General features: G+C 60.7%; 15 protein-coding genes. 6 read left to right on the forward strand and 9 right to left on the reverse strand.

All coding sequences use genetic code 11. From position 1 onward, the window contains the following. Position 1: 1 nt before the first annotated feature. Together AC1RO0_RS09830 and AC1RO0_RS09835 are read right to left on the reverse strand one after the other, a co-directional pair. Positions 2–1,576 carry an ABC transporter ATP-binding protein gene (locus tag AC1RO0_RS09830; RefSeq protein WP_498592709.1) on the reverse strand — a complete coding sequence of 525 codons (1,575 nt, stop codon included), beginning with the start codon at positions 1,574–1,576 and terminating at the stop codon, positions 2–4. A 78-nt stretch (positions 1,577–1,654) separates the two neighbouring features. Further along, a complete protein-coding gene (locus AC1RO0_RS09835) occupies positions 1,655–2,776 on the reverse strand; it encodes a BMP family ABC transporter substrate-binding protein (protein ID WP_498592710.1) in 1,122 nt (373 codons plus the stop codon). Positions 2,777–3,025: 249 nt separating this feature from the next. Here AC1RO0_RS09835 and AC1RO0_RS09840 point away from each other — a divergent pair, with 249 nt between their 5' ends. The 6 genes from AC1RO0_RS09840 (at position 3,026) to AC1RO0_RS09865 (ending at position 7,106) form a co-directional block, all read left to right on the forward strand. Beyond that, positions 3,026–3,262 (forward strand): hypothetical protein, encoded by a 237-nt coding sequence (locus tag AC1RO0_RS09840; protein ID WP_498592711.1) that lies wholly within the window; start codon positions 3,026–3,028, stop codon positions 3,260–3,262. After that, complete coding sequence (locus tag AC1RO0_RS09845; protein ID WP_498592712.1) at positions 3,259–3,921, forward strand: Rieske 2Fe-2S domain-containing protein; 663 nt, start codon at positions 3,259–3,261, stop codon at positions 3,919–3,921. Before AC1RO0_RS09840 ends, AC1RO0_RS09845 begins: the two co-directional genes overlap by 4 nt. Next, positions 3,921–4,553, forward strand: a complete 633-nt coding sequence (locus AC1RO0_RS09850) for a glutathione S-transferase family protein (RefSeq protein ID WP_498592713.1) — start codon at positions 3,921–3,923, stop codon at positions 4,551–4,553. Before AC1RO0_RS09845 ends, AC1RO0_RS09850 begins: the two co-directional genes overlap by 1 nt. Positions 4,554–4,571: 18 nt before the next feature. Continuing rightward, a complete protein-coding gene (locus AC1RO0_RS09855; RefSeq protein ID WP_498592714.1) occupies positions 4,572–6,371 on the forward strand; it encodes an adenine deaminase in 1,800 nt (599 codons plus the stop codon). 76 nt (positions 6,372–6,447) lie between these two features. Next, complete coding sequence (locus tag AC1RO0_RS09860) at positions 6,448–6,696, forward strand: plasmid stabilization protein (RefSeq protein ID WP_498592715.1); 249 nt, start codon at positions 6,448–6,450, stop codon at positions 6,694–6,696. Continuing rightward, positions 6,693–7,106, forward strand: a complete 414-nt coding sequence (locus tag AC1RO0_RS09865) for a type II toxin-antitoxin system VapC family toxin (protein ID WP_498592716.1) — start codon at positions 6,693–6,695, stop codon at positions 7,104–7,106. Before AC1RO0_RS09860 ends, AC1RO0_RS09865 begins: the two co-directional genes overlap by 4 nt. Before the next feature lie 14 nt (positions 7,107–7,120). On the opposite strand, the gene AC1RO0_RS09870 is transcribed toward AC1RO0_RS09865, so the two are convergent. The 7 genes from AC1RO0_RS09870 to AC1RO0_RS09900 all read right to left on the reverse strand — a co-directional run bounded on the left by AC1RO0_RS09870 (position 7,121) and on the right by AC1RO0_RS09900 (position 16,038). After that, positions 7,121–8,737 carry a GMC family oxidoreductase gene (locus tag AC1RO0_RS09870; protein ID WP_498592717.1) on the reverse strand — a complete coding sequence of 539 codons (1,617 nt, stop codon included), beginning with the start codon at positions 8,735–8,737 and terminating at the stop codon, positions 7,121–7,123. Positions 8,738–8,836: 99 nt separating this feature from the next. After that, positions 8,837–9,910 carry an ABC transporter ATP-binding protein gene (locus AC1RO0_RS09875; protein ID WP_498592718.1) on the reverse strand — a complete coding sequence of 358 codons (1,074 nt, stop codon included), beginning with the start codon at positions 9,908–9,910 and terminating at the stop codon, positions 8,837–8,839. A gap of 1 nt (position 9,911) precedes the next feature. Next, on the reverse strand, positions 9,912–11,843 hold the full coding sequence (locus AC1RO0_RS09880; RefSeq protein ID WP_498592719.1) for a glycoside hydrolase family 127 protein: 1,932 nt from the start codon (positions 11,841–11,843) through the stop codon (positions 9,912–9,914). A 26-nt stretch (positions 11,844–11,869) separates the two neighbouring features. Further along, the gene (locus AC1RO0_RS09885) at positions 11,870–12,748 is read right to left on the reverse strand and encodes a carbohydrate ABC transporter permease (RefSeq protein ID WP_498592720.1); all 879 of its coding nucleotides are present in this window, start codon (positions 12,746–12,748) and stop codon (positions 11,870–11,872) included. Next, positions 12,745–13,662 carry a carbohydrate ABC transporter permease gene (locus AC1RO0_RS09890; RefSeq protein WP_498592721.1) on the reverse strand — a complete coding sequence of 306 codons (918 nt, stop codon included), beginning with the start codon at positions 13,660–13,662 and terminating at the stop codon, positions 12,745–12,747. Before AC1RO0_RS09890 ends, AC1RO0_RS09885 begins: the two co-directional genes overlap by 4 nt. A 71-nt stretch (positions 13,663–13,733) precedes the next feature. Beyond that, on the reverse strand, positions 13,734–14,972 hold the full coding sequence (locus tag AC1RO0_RS09895) for an ABC transporter substrate-binding protein (RefSeq protein ID WP_498592722.1): 1,239 nt from the start codon (positions 14,970–14,972) through the stop codon (positions 13,734–13,736). 67 nt (positions 14,973–15,039) lie between these two features. Continuing rightward, entirely contained in the window at positions 15,040–16,038 is a 999-nt protein-coding gene (locus AC1RO0_RS09900) for a LacI family DNA-binding transcriptional regulator (protein ID WP_498593360.1), read from the reverse strand. Between the last annotated feature and the right edge of the window lie 167 nt (positions 16,039–16,205).

The following is a 16,205-nucleotide window of genomic DNA, read 5'->3' on the forward strand; positions in this document are numbered from 1 at the left end:
GTCAGGCAACCTCGCGCACTTGGGCGCGGCCGCCCATCATCAGGCCGATCTGGTCGATATCGGCCTTGTCGTTTTCCACAATCCCCATGACCTTGCCTTCATAGAGGACGGCGATGCGGTCCGAGAGATTCAAGAGTTCTTCCAGCTCTTCGGAAATCAGCACGATGCCTGCGCCTGCATCGCGCAATTCGACGATATAGCGCAGCATGGTATTGATGGCGCCGACGTCGAGGCCGCGGCTTGGATAGGCGGCGATCAGGACCTTGTTCGCGACACGCATCTCGCGGCGGGCGACGAGGCGCTGCTGGTTTCCGCCCGAGAGGTTGCGGATGGGCATGCCGAAATCCGGGATCGTGACATCCGCGATCGCCGCGATCTCCTTGGCAAGCGCCGTCGCTGCACCCGGACGGTACACGCCGCCGGATGAAACCGGAGGGTGCTTGTATTCGCGCATCACGGCATTGGTGGTAATGCTGAGCGCCGGCGCGAGGCCGCTATGCAATCGGTCTTCCGGAATATGACCGATGCCACGCTCGACGAAGGCGGCGGCGTTGCTGCGGCCGACAGGTTCTCCCTCGATTAGGATACGGCCTCTGCTGACCGGCCGCATGCCCGCTAGTACCTGGCTGAGTTCGCGCTGGCCATTGCCCGCCACGCCCGCCACTCCCAGAATCTCGCCCGCGTGGACCTGCAGCGAGATGCCATGCAAGGCTTCGTCGCCGGCATCGTTGAGGGCGGATACATTGTCGAGGCTGAGCACCGGCTCGTGAGAGATCGGCGCGGCTCCCGCCACCCGTTGCCGCATGTCGGCGAGCACGATGTCACGTCCAACCATCAGTTTTGCCAGCATGCGCGGATTGCAGTCAGCTGTCTTTTCCGTGGCGATCTTACGACCACCGCGCAGGATGCTGATGCGCTCGGAAATCTCCAGGACTTCATCGAGCTTGTGGCTGATGAAGATGACGGCATTGCCCTGCGCCACGAAATCGCGCAGTGCCTTGAACAGTTCACGCGCCTCGGCCGGCGTCAGCACGGCGGTCGGTTCGTCCAGGATCAGCACGCGGGCCTGCCGCGCCAGGACGCGCAGGATCTCGACACGCTGCTGCTCGCCGGTGGAGAGATCGCTGACGCGGGCGCCGGGGCGGGTTTGCAGATTGAATTTCGCAGCCAATGCCGCTGTGCGTGCCTCAAGCACCTGCGCGGAGGCGCGGCGAGGCGTCTCCGACCAACCGAGATGAATGTTTTCGGCCACGGTAAAAGCCTGCACCAGCTTGAAATGTTGATGCACCATGCCGATGCCGGCGGCGATCGCCTGAAGCGGCGTGGCGAACTGTTTGGCATAGCCGTCAATGATGATCTCGCCGGCGTCGGGTTGATAGATGCCGGTCAGGATGTTCATCAAGGTCGATTTGCCGGCGCCGTTTTCGCCGAGCAGCGCGTGGATCTCGCCTGGCAAGACGTCGAGATCGACATCCTCGTTGGCGATGACACCCGGAAAATATTTGGCGATGCCCTTGAGTTGCACCAGAGGCGGTGTGCCCGGGGGGGCGGAGAAGGGTGTCGCGGTCTCAGTCATCGGAAGGGCACCAGAATGTCATGAATAGCAACTCTGGCCGGACGTGCCGGCCAGGTTTTTGTTAGGCAAGGAAATCGGTCAGGCGCTGAGGCCCGTGACGCCTTCGACCGACCAATCCCAGTTGTAGAGGTCGTTGTCGGTCATCGCCTGGCCGGCGGCGACGCGAACCTTACCGGTCGAATCCTTGATCTCGCCGGCAAACGGCGACCAGCCGCCAATGATCTTGGCACGCACCGCATCGGCCGCGGCAGCAACATCGGCCGGGACCTTCTCGCCCCATTTGTCGCGATCGACGCCGGCGCCCATCGCAAACAGCGTGTCGCTCGGTGCCCAGGTGCCGGCAAGGAGTTTGGCGACCTGATCGACATAGAACTTGTTGAAATCGATGAGGACGGACGAGACGTAGGAATTGGGGCCATAGCGGCGGACGTCGGTGTTCCACATTGCGGCCCAGACGCCACGCTTTTCCGCGACCTGCAGGTAACCGGCTTCGTCCATGATGCCGAACAGGAAGTCGCAACCATTATCGATGAGCGCCGTGCCGGCCTGGGTGGCGGCCTGCGGGTCGAACCAGGAGTTGATGGCGATGGTCTGCAGCGTCGCATTCGGATTGACGGAGCGAGCGCCCATCAAGAAAGCGTTGGTGGAGGCGAACACAGACGAGACCGGGAAGGACGCGACGTAGCCGAGCTTGCCCGTCTTCGACAGGTGGCCGGCGGCAACGCCGATGACGTAGGTCGGATACCAGTGCGCCAGGTAATACCAGCCGAGATTGTCCATGTTGACGAGGCCGCCGCATTCGAGGAATGCGACCTCCGGAGCCTGCTTGACGACGGTGTGCAGGAAGTCACCATTCGAGGAGGTGTCAAAGATGATATTGGCGCCTTGGCTGACAAACTGGCGATAGGTGCGCGTTGCGTCGGCCGAATAGGGGATGTTCTCGACTTCCAGGACTTTCTTCAGTTTCGGATAGGCGGCTTTGACCGCGAGCAAACCCTGGTGATGTGCCCAGGTCCAGCCCTCATCCGAAATCGGCCCGACATGGCCGAAGCCGACGACCGCATCCTCTTCCTTGATCGCCGGAAAGGATGCCGCCGCGAGCGCCTGGCTGGCAAGGCCGGCAGGCAGGGTCAAAGCGGCAGCGCCAGCGGCGCTCATATTCAAAAATCCGCGACGGGACAGCGAACGCAAGTCAATCATGAAATCCTCTTTTGGTTTGGCACGCCAACCGCGTCCGGAGGAAATCGACGCAACAATTATGCCAGTTGCAGGAGGCACTCTGGGGGGCTCTGCTCACATGGCTTGTTGGCAGCTCCGCATAGTCCCTTGAATTTTTATGGGGAGGGCGGTTAGAATGCCTAAAAGTCAAGCATGTATAATTTTTATGCATCATGAGTATTTTTTATGCGTAGGATAAGGCATGGCTAGGGTGAACGGACATTCCGCGACATGACCGAAACGGCGCGATTTACCTTTCGAGGGCAGATGGTCTGCGACAGTTTCATCGAGTTTGCGCAGCATCGAGCCCGGCGGCTGGATCTGGATATCGAGATGGAATCTTGTGACGCGATGTCGGCGACGCTCGCCGTCAAAGGACAGGAAGATCTGGTCGACGCCTTCGAAATGGCCTGCAGTCTTGGGCCGTATGATTGTATTATTCTCGATATCGAGCGGAGTGACGTATGAAACTGGAAGCGGGATGGGTGCCCATCGCCCTGTCGGGATCGATCGAGCCGGGGACCTCGGCGGGTGCCGTCGTCGAGGGCAGCGAGATCGTCGTCTGGCGCGACACTAGCGGCAAGGCACATGTCTGGGAGGATCGCTGTCCGCATCGCGGCATGCGCCTGAGCTTCGGCTTCGTCCGCGGCGATCACATCGCCTGTCTCTATCATGGCTGGCAGTACGATACCGCGGGGCAATGTCGCTACATTCCCGCGCATCCGAGCCTGGAGGTGCCGCAGACAATCAAGGTGCCGACTTACGTCGCCGCGGAAAGATACGGGATCATTTGGGCGACAACGGCGTCGGAAGCCTCCTCGCCGGACATCGACGCCGCTATGGGCGTCACCCCGGTGCGTAGCCTATATGTCGAGCGCAGGGAGGATGATATCTTGCTGGCGCTGGAAAAGGCTGGCGTGACCAATCTCGCCAGGAATGTCGGCATATTGCAGCTCGGCGACGACAGATTGCTGGTTGCTGTTCAGGTCGTCTCGCCGGAAAAGACCGCTGTTCACATCGTCATTCTCGGCTCGCCAGCGGTCAATGCCGGGGCCAAGCAGAAGCATTATGCACAATGGGCCGAGGAACTTCGCTTCGGTCTTGAACATGCGGCGGAGGTCGCCTGATGGCGGAGATCACGCTTTATAATTACGAGATGGACGAGGGGAGCTATTGCGTCCGCCTGCTGCTCTCCATGCTGGGCCTGCCATACAAGACCATCGCTGTCGATATGTTTCCAGGTAAGGAAGAGAGCAAGCCGACAATGCTGGCACTCAATCCGCTCGGCACCATGCCGGTGTTCACCGACGGCGACCTTGTGCTTCACGGCACGGAAGCTATCCTCGCCTATCTCGCCAAGGCTTATGATCCGGCGCAGCGCTGGTTGCCGGAAGAGGCGGCGAATTTCGGCCTGACGACGATGTGGCTGCATTTCTCCGCGACAGCGCTTGCGCCAGCCGTTGCCGCGCGCCTGCAATCGCTCTTTGATACGCCGGGCGACGAAGCGGTCCTCAGCACCGCCGCTCGCAAGGCTTTCCGCATCATGGACGATCATATGACACTCCGCCACTTCGACGGGTTCGAGTGGTTCGTCGGCGATGGGCCGACGCTTGCGGATCTGACCCTGTTCCCGTCCTTTGCGCTCAGTCGCGATTACGGCGTCAATCACGACGACTATCCGGCTCTGCGCCGATGGCTGCGTCGCTTCCGCTCCATCGACGGCTTTCGCACCATGCCCGGCATTCCCGATTATCATTGATTTTGAATTGGATATCCGATGACACTCACACGTTTTTCCGTTAAGCCGCTCTCGACCATGACGCGCACGCTCGCCGACGTTGCTTCCGCCCGCCGTGATCCCGATCTGGTCATTCAGGGCGCACGCGTACTCTCGACCTATTCCGAGCGTATCCTTGCCGACAAGGAAATCTGGATTTCTGGCGGTCGTATCGCGGCGGTCAAACCGGCCGGCAGTTATAGGGGTAGCAGCGCCAAGCTTTACGACGCCAGGGGAGGGATTATCGCGCCCGGCCTGGTCGACCCGCATATCCATATCGAGTCGAGCATGGTGACTGCTTGTGCCTATGCCGAGGCTGCCCTGTTGAACGGCACGACGACGATCTTCTGCGACAGTCACGAGATCGGCAATGTCATGGATGTCGCCGGTGTCGAGGCAATGCTGGAAGATGCCCGCCAGGCGCCGCTGTCGATTTTCCTGACCGTGCCGAGCACTGTGCCGGCCACGTCGCCTGAGCTTGAGACCGCTGGCGGCGACCTGACACCCGCAAAGATCGCTGATCTGTTCGACAAGTGGCCGGAAGCCGTGGCTCTCGGCGAGAAGATGGATTTCGTGCCCGTGGCGATGGGCGACGAGCGCAGCCATGCCATCCTGGCGGCAGCACTGGAGCGCGGTCGCCCGGTTTCGGGCCATGTCTACGGCCGGGAATTCGTGGCTGCCTATGCCGCGTCCGGCGTGACCGATACGCATGAGGCGATCGACCGCGAAATCGCGGACGATCTGCTGGAGGCCGGCATCTGGTTGTTCCTGCGCGGCGGCCCACCGACGACGGCGTGGCACAGCCTGCCGCATGCGATCAAGACCATCACCGAACTCGGCGCGTCCCACAAGCGCATTGCTGTGTGCACCGACGACCGCGACGCCGACGATCTTTTGCTCTTCGGTCTCGATTGGGTCACGCGCCAGGCGGTCGTGGCCGGCATGATGCCGGAACAGGCCTGGGCCATGGGTTCGCTGCATGGCGCGACACGCTTCGGCATGGAGAACGAAATCGGCGGCCTCGGCGGCGGACGGCGCGCCGATCTCGTGCTTCTGACGGACGATCTGAAGCCGGTGAGCACATGGTATGGCGGCGAACTGGTGGTCGACGACCGCAAGGTCACGCCGGTTCTCGATGCCGCCCTGTCCAAGCCCTACCGCTATCCGGAAGCCGCCTACCATACGGTGAAACTGCCAAAGAACCTGAAGCTGACACCAGAGCTGCCGACCGGACCGGTCATCGCCCATACGATCAAGACCGAATTGCCGGGCATCGTGCTCGGTCATGTCACGGTCGAACTAGAACCGGCCAATGACTGGCAGACGCATTTCGACCGTCACGGTCTCTGCTTCGTTACCGTGGTCGAGCGCCACGGCAAATCGTCGGGCAATGTCGCGCATGGCCTTCTGAGCAACTTTGGCTTGACGAAGGGAGCGGTCGCCTCTTCCGTTGGCCACGACAGCCACAACATTATCGTTGCCGGCACCAATCAGGCGGATATGCAGGTCGCGCTGGATGCGATCGAGGCCAAACAGGGTGGCGCCTGCGTCGTCATGGACGGCAAGGTGACGGCCATGGTGCCATTGCCGATTGCCGGGCTGCTCTCCGACAAGCGCGTGCACGAGGTCGCCGAGGAGGTGAAGGCGCTAAAGATCGAGTGGGAAAAGGCGGGCTGCACCATCCCCTATATGGGCTTCAACCTGATTCCGCTCTCCGTCATTCCGGAAATCCGCATCACCGATAAGGGCTTGGTGCTCGTGCCGGAGATGACGATCGCGCCGCTGTTCGAACTTGCTTGAATCTGCCATCTAGCCATCACTTGCCATCTTGATGGCTAGATTGGGACGGCTTATATTGGTTGGATAGGAGACCACTATGGCTGAACCGCAACTGTCTGTCCGCAGCGCTAAGGCGCGTGATCTTGCTCATCGGCTGGCCCGACGTGAGAACCGCACCATCGCGGATATCGTCGAACGCGCGCTCGAATCCTATGAAATTCGCGAGGCTGGCCGCGAGCCGGCTTCGTCTTTTTATGCTCGGATGGCGATGAGCGACGACGAGGATATTGATCTGGAGGCCGTTATTCGCGAAGGACGGCAGGTCAATCACGGAATTGAACTGTGATATTTCTCGACACAAACGTCATATCGGAGACACTGCGGAAGTTGCCCGACCCGGCCGTTATCGCTTGGCTCGACCGGCATGATGCGGAGATCGCCTTGCCGACGGTCGCGATTGCCGAAATCGCTTTCGGTATTCAGAAGATCGTACCTGATCAACGTGCAGCACGGCTGGAGCAACGATTGTCCGAATGGCGCCGCCGGTTCGCCGATCGAATCTTCGGCCTCACGGAGGAGGCCGCATTGACTTATGGCGACATCATGGGAACTGCGAAGCGGCAAGGGCGGCCAATGTCGACCGCGGACGGGATGGTTGCTGCCATTGCTCGCGTGAACGGCGGCCGCTTGGCGACCCGCAATTTACCCGATTTTCAGACAACGGGCCTTGAGCTCATATCACCTTGGGAATTCTAGCGCCGCATCAGGCTTCAATAACCCTTCCCGATCATCTCCGCCGCCTTCGAGCCGATCGCCATTGCCGGCGCATTGGTATTGCCCGAGGGAATGAAGGGGATGATCGAGCAATCGATGACCCTCAGGCCATCGATGCCGCGCACGCGAAGCGTACCGTCGACCACGGACATCGGGTCACTGTCCGGTCCCATCCGCAGGCTGCCGGACGGATGGTAATTGGTCTTGACGGTCTGGCCGGCGAATTTGGCCAGAGCCTCGTCGTCCTGAAGCGCCCGGCCGGGAAGGATTTCGTCGGCAATCTTCGATTTGAAGGGTTCCGTCTCCAGCAATTGCCGCGCGACCTTCAGAGAGGCGAGTGTCAAGCGCAGATCGTCTGGATCGCCGAAGAAGTTGCAGTCGACCAAGGGCTGATCGTCCGGGTTGGCCGAGCGCAGCTTGACGCTGCCGCGCGCTTTCGGGCGTAGCAGGCAAGAGGTGAAAGTGACGCCGTGGGTCGGCTTGGCGGAGGAGACGTCGCGGTCGAGGTAGACGATCGGGGCACAATAGAGCTGGATCGACGGCCGTTCGCTTCCGTCCGGGTCGTAGAACAGGCAGGATTCGATGCCGGTCGTCGTCACCGGGCCGGAGTTGAAGAGCAGATATTGCAGCCCGTTGCGCAGCATCGGCCAGCCCTTGTCCTCGCCGAAATAGCCCGATTTTCCCTTCGTCGTGGCGATCACGGGGACTTCATGATGATCCTGCAGATTGGCGCCGACGCCGGGAAGATCGAGAGCGACGGCAATGCCGTGCTCTCGCAGATGGTCGGCCGGGCCGATACCGGAGAGCATCAGCAGCTTTGCGCTGTTGTAAGTGCCCGAGGCGACGAGGATTTCGCGCTCCGCCCGAACCGTGTGGCTTTCGCCATTCCGTGTGTAGGCGACAGCTGTCGCACGGCCGTTTTCGATGACGATGCGATCGACGCGGGCGTCGGTGATGATGTCCAGGCGTGGATCTCCATCGAGCGGATCGAGGAAAGCCTTCTTGGCGTCGGAGCGCTCAGTCTTGCCGTTCCACTGGCCGTAGGTGTGCTGCATGATGCCGACGCCGTTTTGTCTGACGCCATTGAAGTCCGGATTATAGGGATGGCCAAGCCCCTGGGCGGCCAGCAGGAAATCCTGCGTCGTGTCGCAGGTGTGCTGAGGCTCCGAGATCCGCAGATTGCCGGAGATGCCATGGTACTCGTTGTTGAAGCGCGTATTGGCTTCGATGCCCTTGAAGTGCGGTAGCATGTCCTCGTAGGACCACTCCCTCCCGTTGCCGAGATGGGCGGCCCAGCCGTCGTAATCCTCTCTCTGGCCGCGCATATAGACCATGGCGTTGACGGCGCTACCGCCGCCCAGCGCCTTGGCGACCGGAACGATGGGGCCGCGACCGCCAAGCTGCGGCTGCGGAACCGTATGGTGCATTTCGAGAAAGTCGTCGCGAGCGAGATATTTCATATAGCCGGCCGGGAAGGCCATCAGCTTGGCGGTCTTGCGCGGCCCGCGCTCGATGATGAGTACGGAAAGGCCGAAATCGCGCACCAGGCGCATGGCCGCGACGCACGCCGCCGAGCCACCGCCGGCAATGATGAAATCATAGGTCTTCGCCACCAAAACTCCCCCCTTGATCCGATCTGACGGGGTGAACATCGCCATAATTTTCGTTATTGGTCAAACGATTAGGCCGCATCACTTTGACAGAGCAGCGCATCAGCGCAGCCGATTTCCTTGTCCGTCGAAATAGCGGCGTCTCTCGGGTGCACAGCGCAGATGAAGCGTGTCGCCGCGTTGAATATCCGGACCCTCGCGATATTCGGCGATCAGGCTTTGGCCGTCCTCCGTCTGGCAATAGAGATAGCGGGTGCCACCGAGATATTCGTCGAAATCGACCTTTACCTGGACCGCATCATTGCCATCGGCAACGACGACCAGATGCTCCGGACGCATGCCCAGCATCAGTTTTTCGCCAGCTGCGAGATTGGTCGGCCCTATATCGGCCTTGACGGAGCCGCCCGGGATTTTGACAAGGCCATCGGAGCCCCATTCGGCTGCGATCATGTTCATCCGCGGCGAACCGATAAAGCCGGCAACGAAGATGTTGGCCGGATCCTCATAGACCTCGCGCGGGCTGCCGACCTGCTCGATCTTGCCGTCCTTGAGCACCACGATCTTGTCGGCAAGCGTCATCGCCTCGGTCTGGTCGTGCGTCACATAGATCATCGTGTTGCCGAGCTCGCGGTGGAGCCGGGCAATTTCGATACGCATGGAGACGCGCAGCTCTGCGTCGAGGTTGGACAGCGGCTCGTCAAACAGGAAGACGTCCGGCTTGCGCACAATCGCGCGACCGATGGCGACGCGCTGGCGCTGGCCGCCGGAAAGCTGGCCCGGACGGCGCTCCAGCAGATGATCGATCTTGAGGATTGCCGAGGCGGCGCCAACGCGCGCTTGGATCTCGGCGACATCGGTTCGGGCCATTTTCAGCCCAAAACCGAGATTGTCGCGCACGCTCATATGCGGATAGAGCGCGTAGGACTGGAAGACCATGGCGATGCCGCGTTCGGACGGGTCGAGATCGGTGACGTCCCGACCCTTGATGGCGATCTCGCCATCCGTCACTTCCTCCAGCCCGGCGATCATCCGGAGCAGGGTCGACTTGCCGCAGCCGGAGGGGCCGACGAAGACGACGAATTGACCTTCCTCGACTTCGAGATCGATGCCGTGAATGACCTCCAGCCCGCCATAGCTCTTGCGGACGCCGGTCAGCCTCATGCTGTTCTTCGCCATGTCAGGCTCCGCGTTGCAACTGGTCGGCACGGATCCAGACCAGCATCTCGCCTGGCTCGCGGTTGTCCCAGAGATGATAGGGGACGAAACGCGCGGTGGTAGAGCGGCTTTGTGGTGGTACTGTCCGGTAGAGATCCGTTCCCCAGTCCGCATCGTCGCGCTTTACGGGAATGTCGAGCGCAACGGCACCTTCGAGTGCGGCAATCTCAGCCGTTTGCGCGGATGCCGGATCGCCGGCAAGCGAGATGCCGTTGAGATCCGCGCCATTGTCAGTGGTCTCGACGCAATAGACCAGTGGCCCCCGCATCAGCGCCGCACGGCCGGCATCCTGGCGTACCTTGGGGTTGGCGAACAGGGTGCGCGGAATCAGCGGAATATTGAGATCGACTTTATCGCCAGCCTGCCAGTCGCGCTCGATGCGCGCATAGCCGTCGATGGTGACGGCGGAGAGGTCGACGGATGCTCCATTGACGGCAAGCGTCGCGCCATCAGCCCATTCCGGTATGCGCAACGATAGAGCAAAGCGGGCGTTGCGGTCGGGTTTGACCTCAAAACGGATGGCTCCGTCCCAAGGATAGCGGGTCTCCTGAGCGAGTTCGACCGTGACGCCGCTCGCAAGCGGAACGCGGGCCTTGCTCTCTCCATAGAGATGGACGGCGATTTCATTATCTGCCGCAGCATACATATAGGAACCGATCGAGGCGAGCAGGCGGGCGATGTTCGGCGGGCAGCAGGGGCAATGATGCCAGGTCCAACGATGATGCTTGCCGCCGCTTTCCAGTGGGTTCTCGTAGAAGAAAGTCTTGCCGTCAAGCGACAACCCGGCCATGGCGCCGTTGTAGAGCGCCTGCTCCATGATGTCGGCGTAGCGCCGATTGGGGCCACGACCGAGCATGCGGTTCGCCCAGAAAACCAGGCCGACCGAGGCGCAGGTCTCGGCGTAGGCGCTTTCGTTTGGCAGATCGTAATAGTCGGTAAAGCCTTCGTTGGAAGCTGCCGGCCCGATACCGCCGGTGACATACATCTGCTTGGTGGTCAGGTCGTCCCACAGCGTTTCGAGTGCCGAGGTCAGGCTGTCGTCGTTATATTCGGTCGCGATATCCGCCATGCCGGAATAGAGATACATGGCACGCACCGCATGTCCCACAACCTTGGTCTGCTCGCGCACCGGCTCATGCGCCTGATTGTACTCATAAGTCTTCTGCACGAATTTCGCGGGGTCGCGGCCATCGCGTAGCGCCTCGTCGGTGAAGAAATGCGGCTCTTGCCCGCGCTCGTCGACGAAGTACTTGGCGAGGTCGAGATATTTCTTCTCGCCGGTGACGCGGGCGAGCTTGACCAGCGCCAGCTCCACTTCCTCATGGCCGCAATAGCCACGTAGCTGGCCCTCGCCATTGCCGAAAACGGTGATCATGTAGTCGGCAAAGCGGCTCATGATGTCGAGCAGTTTGCGCTTTCCCGTCGCCTGGCAATAGGCGACGGCAGCCTCGATCAGATGCCCGGCGCAATAGAGCTCGTGATGGTCGCGAAGATTGGTCCAGCGGCGGCCGGGCTGCACCCGCTGGAACCAGGCGTTCAGATAGCCGTCCTTGTCCTGCATCTTGCCGTACATGTCGATGATGGCGTCGGCGCGCGCCTCAAGCTCCGGGTTCGGGCGGCGGTAGAGGGAATAGGCGATGGTCTCGATCGATTTGCCGAGATCGCTATCCCAGAACATCTGCGTCGAGCCCGACCATGTCTGGAGCGGGATGACGATGCCGGGGCTTGGCTGCTCGACGTCGATCGCCTGGATCATGCCGGCCTCGACACAGCGGTCGAGCAGGGTTGCTGCCGTCGAATTGCAGATCGCGTCCTGACGGGCGCCGAAAAGGCCGTGCAGTTCGACATTCGGAACCGGCAGCGGACGGAATTGGCGATTTTTCTTGTTTGACATAGCGTTAATCCGTTTCGTTAGAGTATTTATTTCACCGCGCCGGCCATCAGGCCGCGCATGTAGTAGCGTTGCAGAAGCAGGAAGACGATGACGCAGGGGATGGTCATGACGGCGATACCGGCCTGGACCGCACCCCAATTGACCGCGCCGAGCCGCCCGGTCCTGACGGCGATCATCAGCACTGGCAGGGTGAATTTCTCGCTGCTGGAGAGCAGGATCAGCGCCGCCAGGAATTCGTTCCAGGCGTTGAGGAAGGCGAAGATCGCAACCGTTGCCACGCCGGGCAGCACCAGAGGCAAGAGCACTCGGAACAGCAGCTTCAGGTCCCGCGCCCCGTCGATGCGCGCGGCTTCCTCGATTTCCTTTGGCACGGCATCGAAGGCATTGCGCATCATGAAGACCGAGAAGGGCAATTGCAGGGTGACATAGACGAGCGTCAGCCCGATGAGCGAATTGTTGAGCCCAAACTTCGTCAGCATGATGAAAAGCGGTGTCAGGATCGACTGGAACGGGATCATCAGCGTTGCGATGATCAGGACGAAGAAGACGTTCTTGAACGGAAACTGGTAGCGCGAGAAGCCGTAACCGGCGAGCAGGCTGACCGTGACCGTCAGGATGACGGTTGCCACCGAGACGAAGAGCGAGTTCAGCGTGTGCTGCAACACGCCGGCGCCAAAGCCATCGAGGGAACGATAGGCGTCGAGGCTGAAGCCCGTTGTCGGCCACGGCGGCAATGGCGGCAGGCTCGCTTCCGTGCCGTGCCGGAACGACGAGAGCAGGGCGATCGCAAAAGGCGCGAAGAAGAAGATGACAATGATGAAGCCGACGCCGTGATAGCCGATGCCGCCCAACAATTTCCGTCGCGCGCGCCGTTCTTTGGCGGGTGTGAAGTTCGTGACGGTCATGGACGATCCTCCCCGACGCGCAGCAGCCAGAGCTGGACGATGCTGATCAGCACGAGAATGACGAGGAGAACGATCGACAGCGCCGCGCCGTAGCCTAGATTGAAGGACACGAAGGACTGGTTGAAGATGTAATAAACCACCGAGATCATCCGGTTTTGCGGTCCGCCGCTGGTCATGATGTAGAACTGGTCGAAGGCGAGCACGGAGCCGGTGACCGAAATAATCAGGGCAAGCGCAATGGTCTTGCGCATCAACGGCAGTGTCAGGAAGCGGAAGCGCTGCCAGCGCCTGGCGCCATCGATGCGGGCGGCTTCCGTCAATTCGGATGGGATGGCCTGCAGGCCGGTCAGCAGGATGATCATCGTGAAGCCGGCGATCTTCCAGACCACCATGACGACGATGGTGGCAAAGGCCATGTCGAAATCAGCCAGCAGGTTCGGCTTCTTGTCGACCAGGCCGAGGGCTTGCGTCACTGGCGAGAAAAAGCCGCTGTCGACATTGGCAAGCCAGACCCAGAGCAGCGAAGCGGTCGCCAGACCGACAACGACGGGCAGGAAGATGATGGTGCGATAGAAGCCAACGAAAGGCCGCTGCTTTTCGACGTAGAGCGCTAGGGGAAAGGCGACAGCGAAGATGGCGATGGTGACGATCACCGTGTAATAGGCGGTGAAACGCAAAGCCGCCATGAAGCGGACATCCGATAGCATTCTCGTATAATTGCTAAAGCCGATCCAGCGCGGATTGCCGAGCAATGGCCAGTTGTGCAGGCTCATCCAGCCGGTGAAGAGAACGGGTACGATGAAGAAGACGATGACGAGCGCCATGGCCGGCGCGATGTAGAGAAATCCGTGCCAGCTGGCACGTCGCCGCCGAGTACGGCGCCGCACTGCTCCGATAGCTCCAGGCCCAGCCATGGAATGCTCCTGATGTTCCGATGGGAAGGACCGGGAGACGTTAAGCCTCCCGGTTGATCGAGCGATTTTTGTTACTGGGCGTTGTCGATGATCGACTGCATTTCCGACTGGGCATTGGAAAAGGCAGTGTCGACATCGTTGCCGAATATCGCGGCATTGGTGAAGCCGGCCCATGGCCCGTTGGCGCTGTTGATCAGATCGTTGAATTGCAGCGTATAGGGTGTCTTGGCAACGGCGATGGCTTTCAGGCCCACCTGCATGCGCGGATCTAGGCCCTGAAGCACCTGATTGGCGATATCGCCGCGCGTCGGCAGGCTGCCATATTTGGCCATGATTTTCTGACCTTCCAGCGAATAGGTGTATTCGAGGAATTTCTTCACCGCATCGAGCTTCTTCGTGCCCTTGGAGATGACAAAATTATCGCCGCCTGCAAAGGAGGATGGGTTGCCATCCACGCCTGGGATCAGGGTCACGCCGAAATGGATATCGGGATATTGCGTGATCAGCGTGCCGATCGAGAAGGCACCGATGGTTTGCTGACCGATCCTGCCATTGCTGATGCTGAGGAAGTTGGCGCCGGTATCGCTGGCGGCGCCCGCCGGAACCAGATCCTTCTTGACCATGCTGCGGTAGATATCGACCGCCTTACGCATCTGCGGCGTATCCAGCGTCGCCTTCTTACCATCAACCGAAAGAATATCGGCGCCAGCACCCCAGACGAGCGGTGTGAAGGTGAAGATCATGCAGCCGCCGCAGCCGCCGCCGGAGAAGTAGAAGCCGTAGGTATCGCCGCCAAGCGCCCGGATCTTTTCGGCATTCTTCTCGATTTCGTCCCAGGTCGTCGGCGCCTTGTCAGGGTCGAGGCCGGCCTTCTTGTAGAGATCCTTGTTCCAGGCAAAGACCGAGGTCTCGACGGAAAGCGGCAGGCCGTAAACATGGCCGTCATAGGTGCCGAGTTTCACATGCGAGGGCGAGAGCGAGTTGAAATAGGGCAGGCTCTTGGCCCAATCGGTCAGGTCCGCGAGCTGGCCCGCGGCGGCAAAGGCCGGCGTATAGATCAAGTCCATCGACAGCGCGTCGGGGGCCTGGCCGCCAGCGATCGCGGTCGCATATTTTTGCACGAGCTCGGAGAAGGGCACCTCGGTGAGGGTGACCTTGTCGTCGTGGGCGGCATTATATGCCTCGACGACCTTCTTGAAGGAATCGCCGATGCCGGAACGCACCCACATCGAGATGTTTTCGGCGGCAGACGCACTTGTCATCAAGCATAAGGATATGAGGCCAGTTGCGGCCAGAAGTCGCTTCATCATGTTTCTCTCCTCCCATGGGCGTTTCTCCCGCCCTTTTCCTCAACCAGTCAATTCTCGAGGTTTCCCTTCACGACTGCCGCACGATCAGTTCGCACGGCAATGTCCTGATCCCCGGTTCGACGGCGCGTCCCTCCGCCAGCGCCAGAACCGTCAGCCCGGCTTCCCGCCCGAGCGCCTTGAGATTCATATCCACCGTCGTCAGCGGCGGCCGGGTTTGGGCGGCGACAATCTCCCAATTGTCGAAACCGACTACGGACACATCCTCCGGCACCCGTACACCGCGCTCGCGCAGCGCATCCACGACCGCCCGCGCGATCTGGTCGTTACCGCAGAAGATCCCGTCCGGCTTTGGTCCGGGCGTGTTCCACAGCCTGGCAACGGCTTCGTGCCCCCAGGCCTCTGACCATTCGCCATACATCACCGGCAATGCATCGCCGACGAGATCCTGATAGGCCCTGGCGCGCTCGCGCACCGAAACGAAACTGTCCGGACCAGTGATATGGGCGATCCGTTGGCGGTCGAGGCCTATCAGCCGTTCGACGGCAAGCGTCGCCCCTTGAAAATCGTCGGCGCAGAAGGTGACGCTGTCGGGCGTACCCTCAGTAAAAGCGTAGACGACCGGCACCGGCAGGTTGGACAGATCCACCGGCAGCCGCCGGTCGATCCTCTTTCCCGAGGCGATAATGCCATCGACGTGTTTGTCGAGCATGGCGTCCACATGAACCTTTCCGAGCGCAGGATCGTCTTCGATCGTGCAGAGAAACACCGAGACACCGTGATCCACGAGCGCTTCCGTAATGCCTGCCATCACCGGGAGGGTAAAACGGCCATAGGTATCGTTGGTCAGAAGACCGATGGTGAAGCTGCGATTGCTGAGCAGACCTTTGGCCAAGGCGTTCGGCCGAAAACCGATCTCGGTCGCGACCCGCTTGACCCGCTCACGCGTCTCGTCGCCCATTCGACCGGTATTGTTCAATGCCTTCGATGCCGTCGAAATGCTCACACCCGCGGCGGCGGCAACATCGTGAATCGTCGTCCGCCCGCTTCTGATACGCTTATTTTCCAGATGTCCTCTCCCGAATTATTTGTAGTGAGAAAAGCTTTTCTCATATTGAGAGTCAAGATGAGAAAAGCTTTTCTCAAAATTTTTTGATTGTGCAGTGCAATCACAGTTGAGCCTCGGGCGCCATGGAGCCGAAAGCTCGAGAGCGCCCGATCGCAATGCATCGAACA

This window comes from Rhizobium sp. GW821-FHT14E12 (assembly GCF_058803745.1).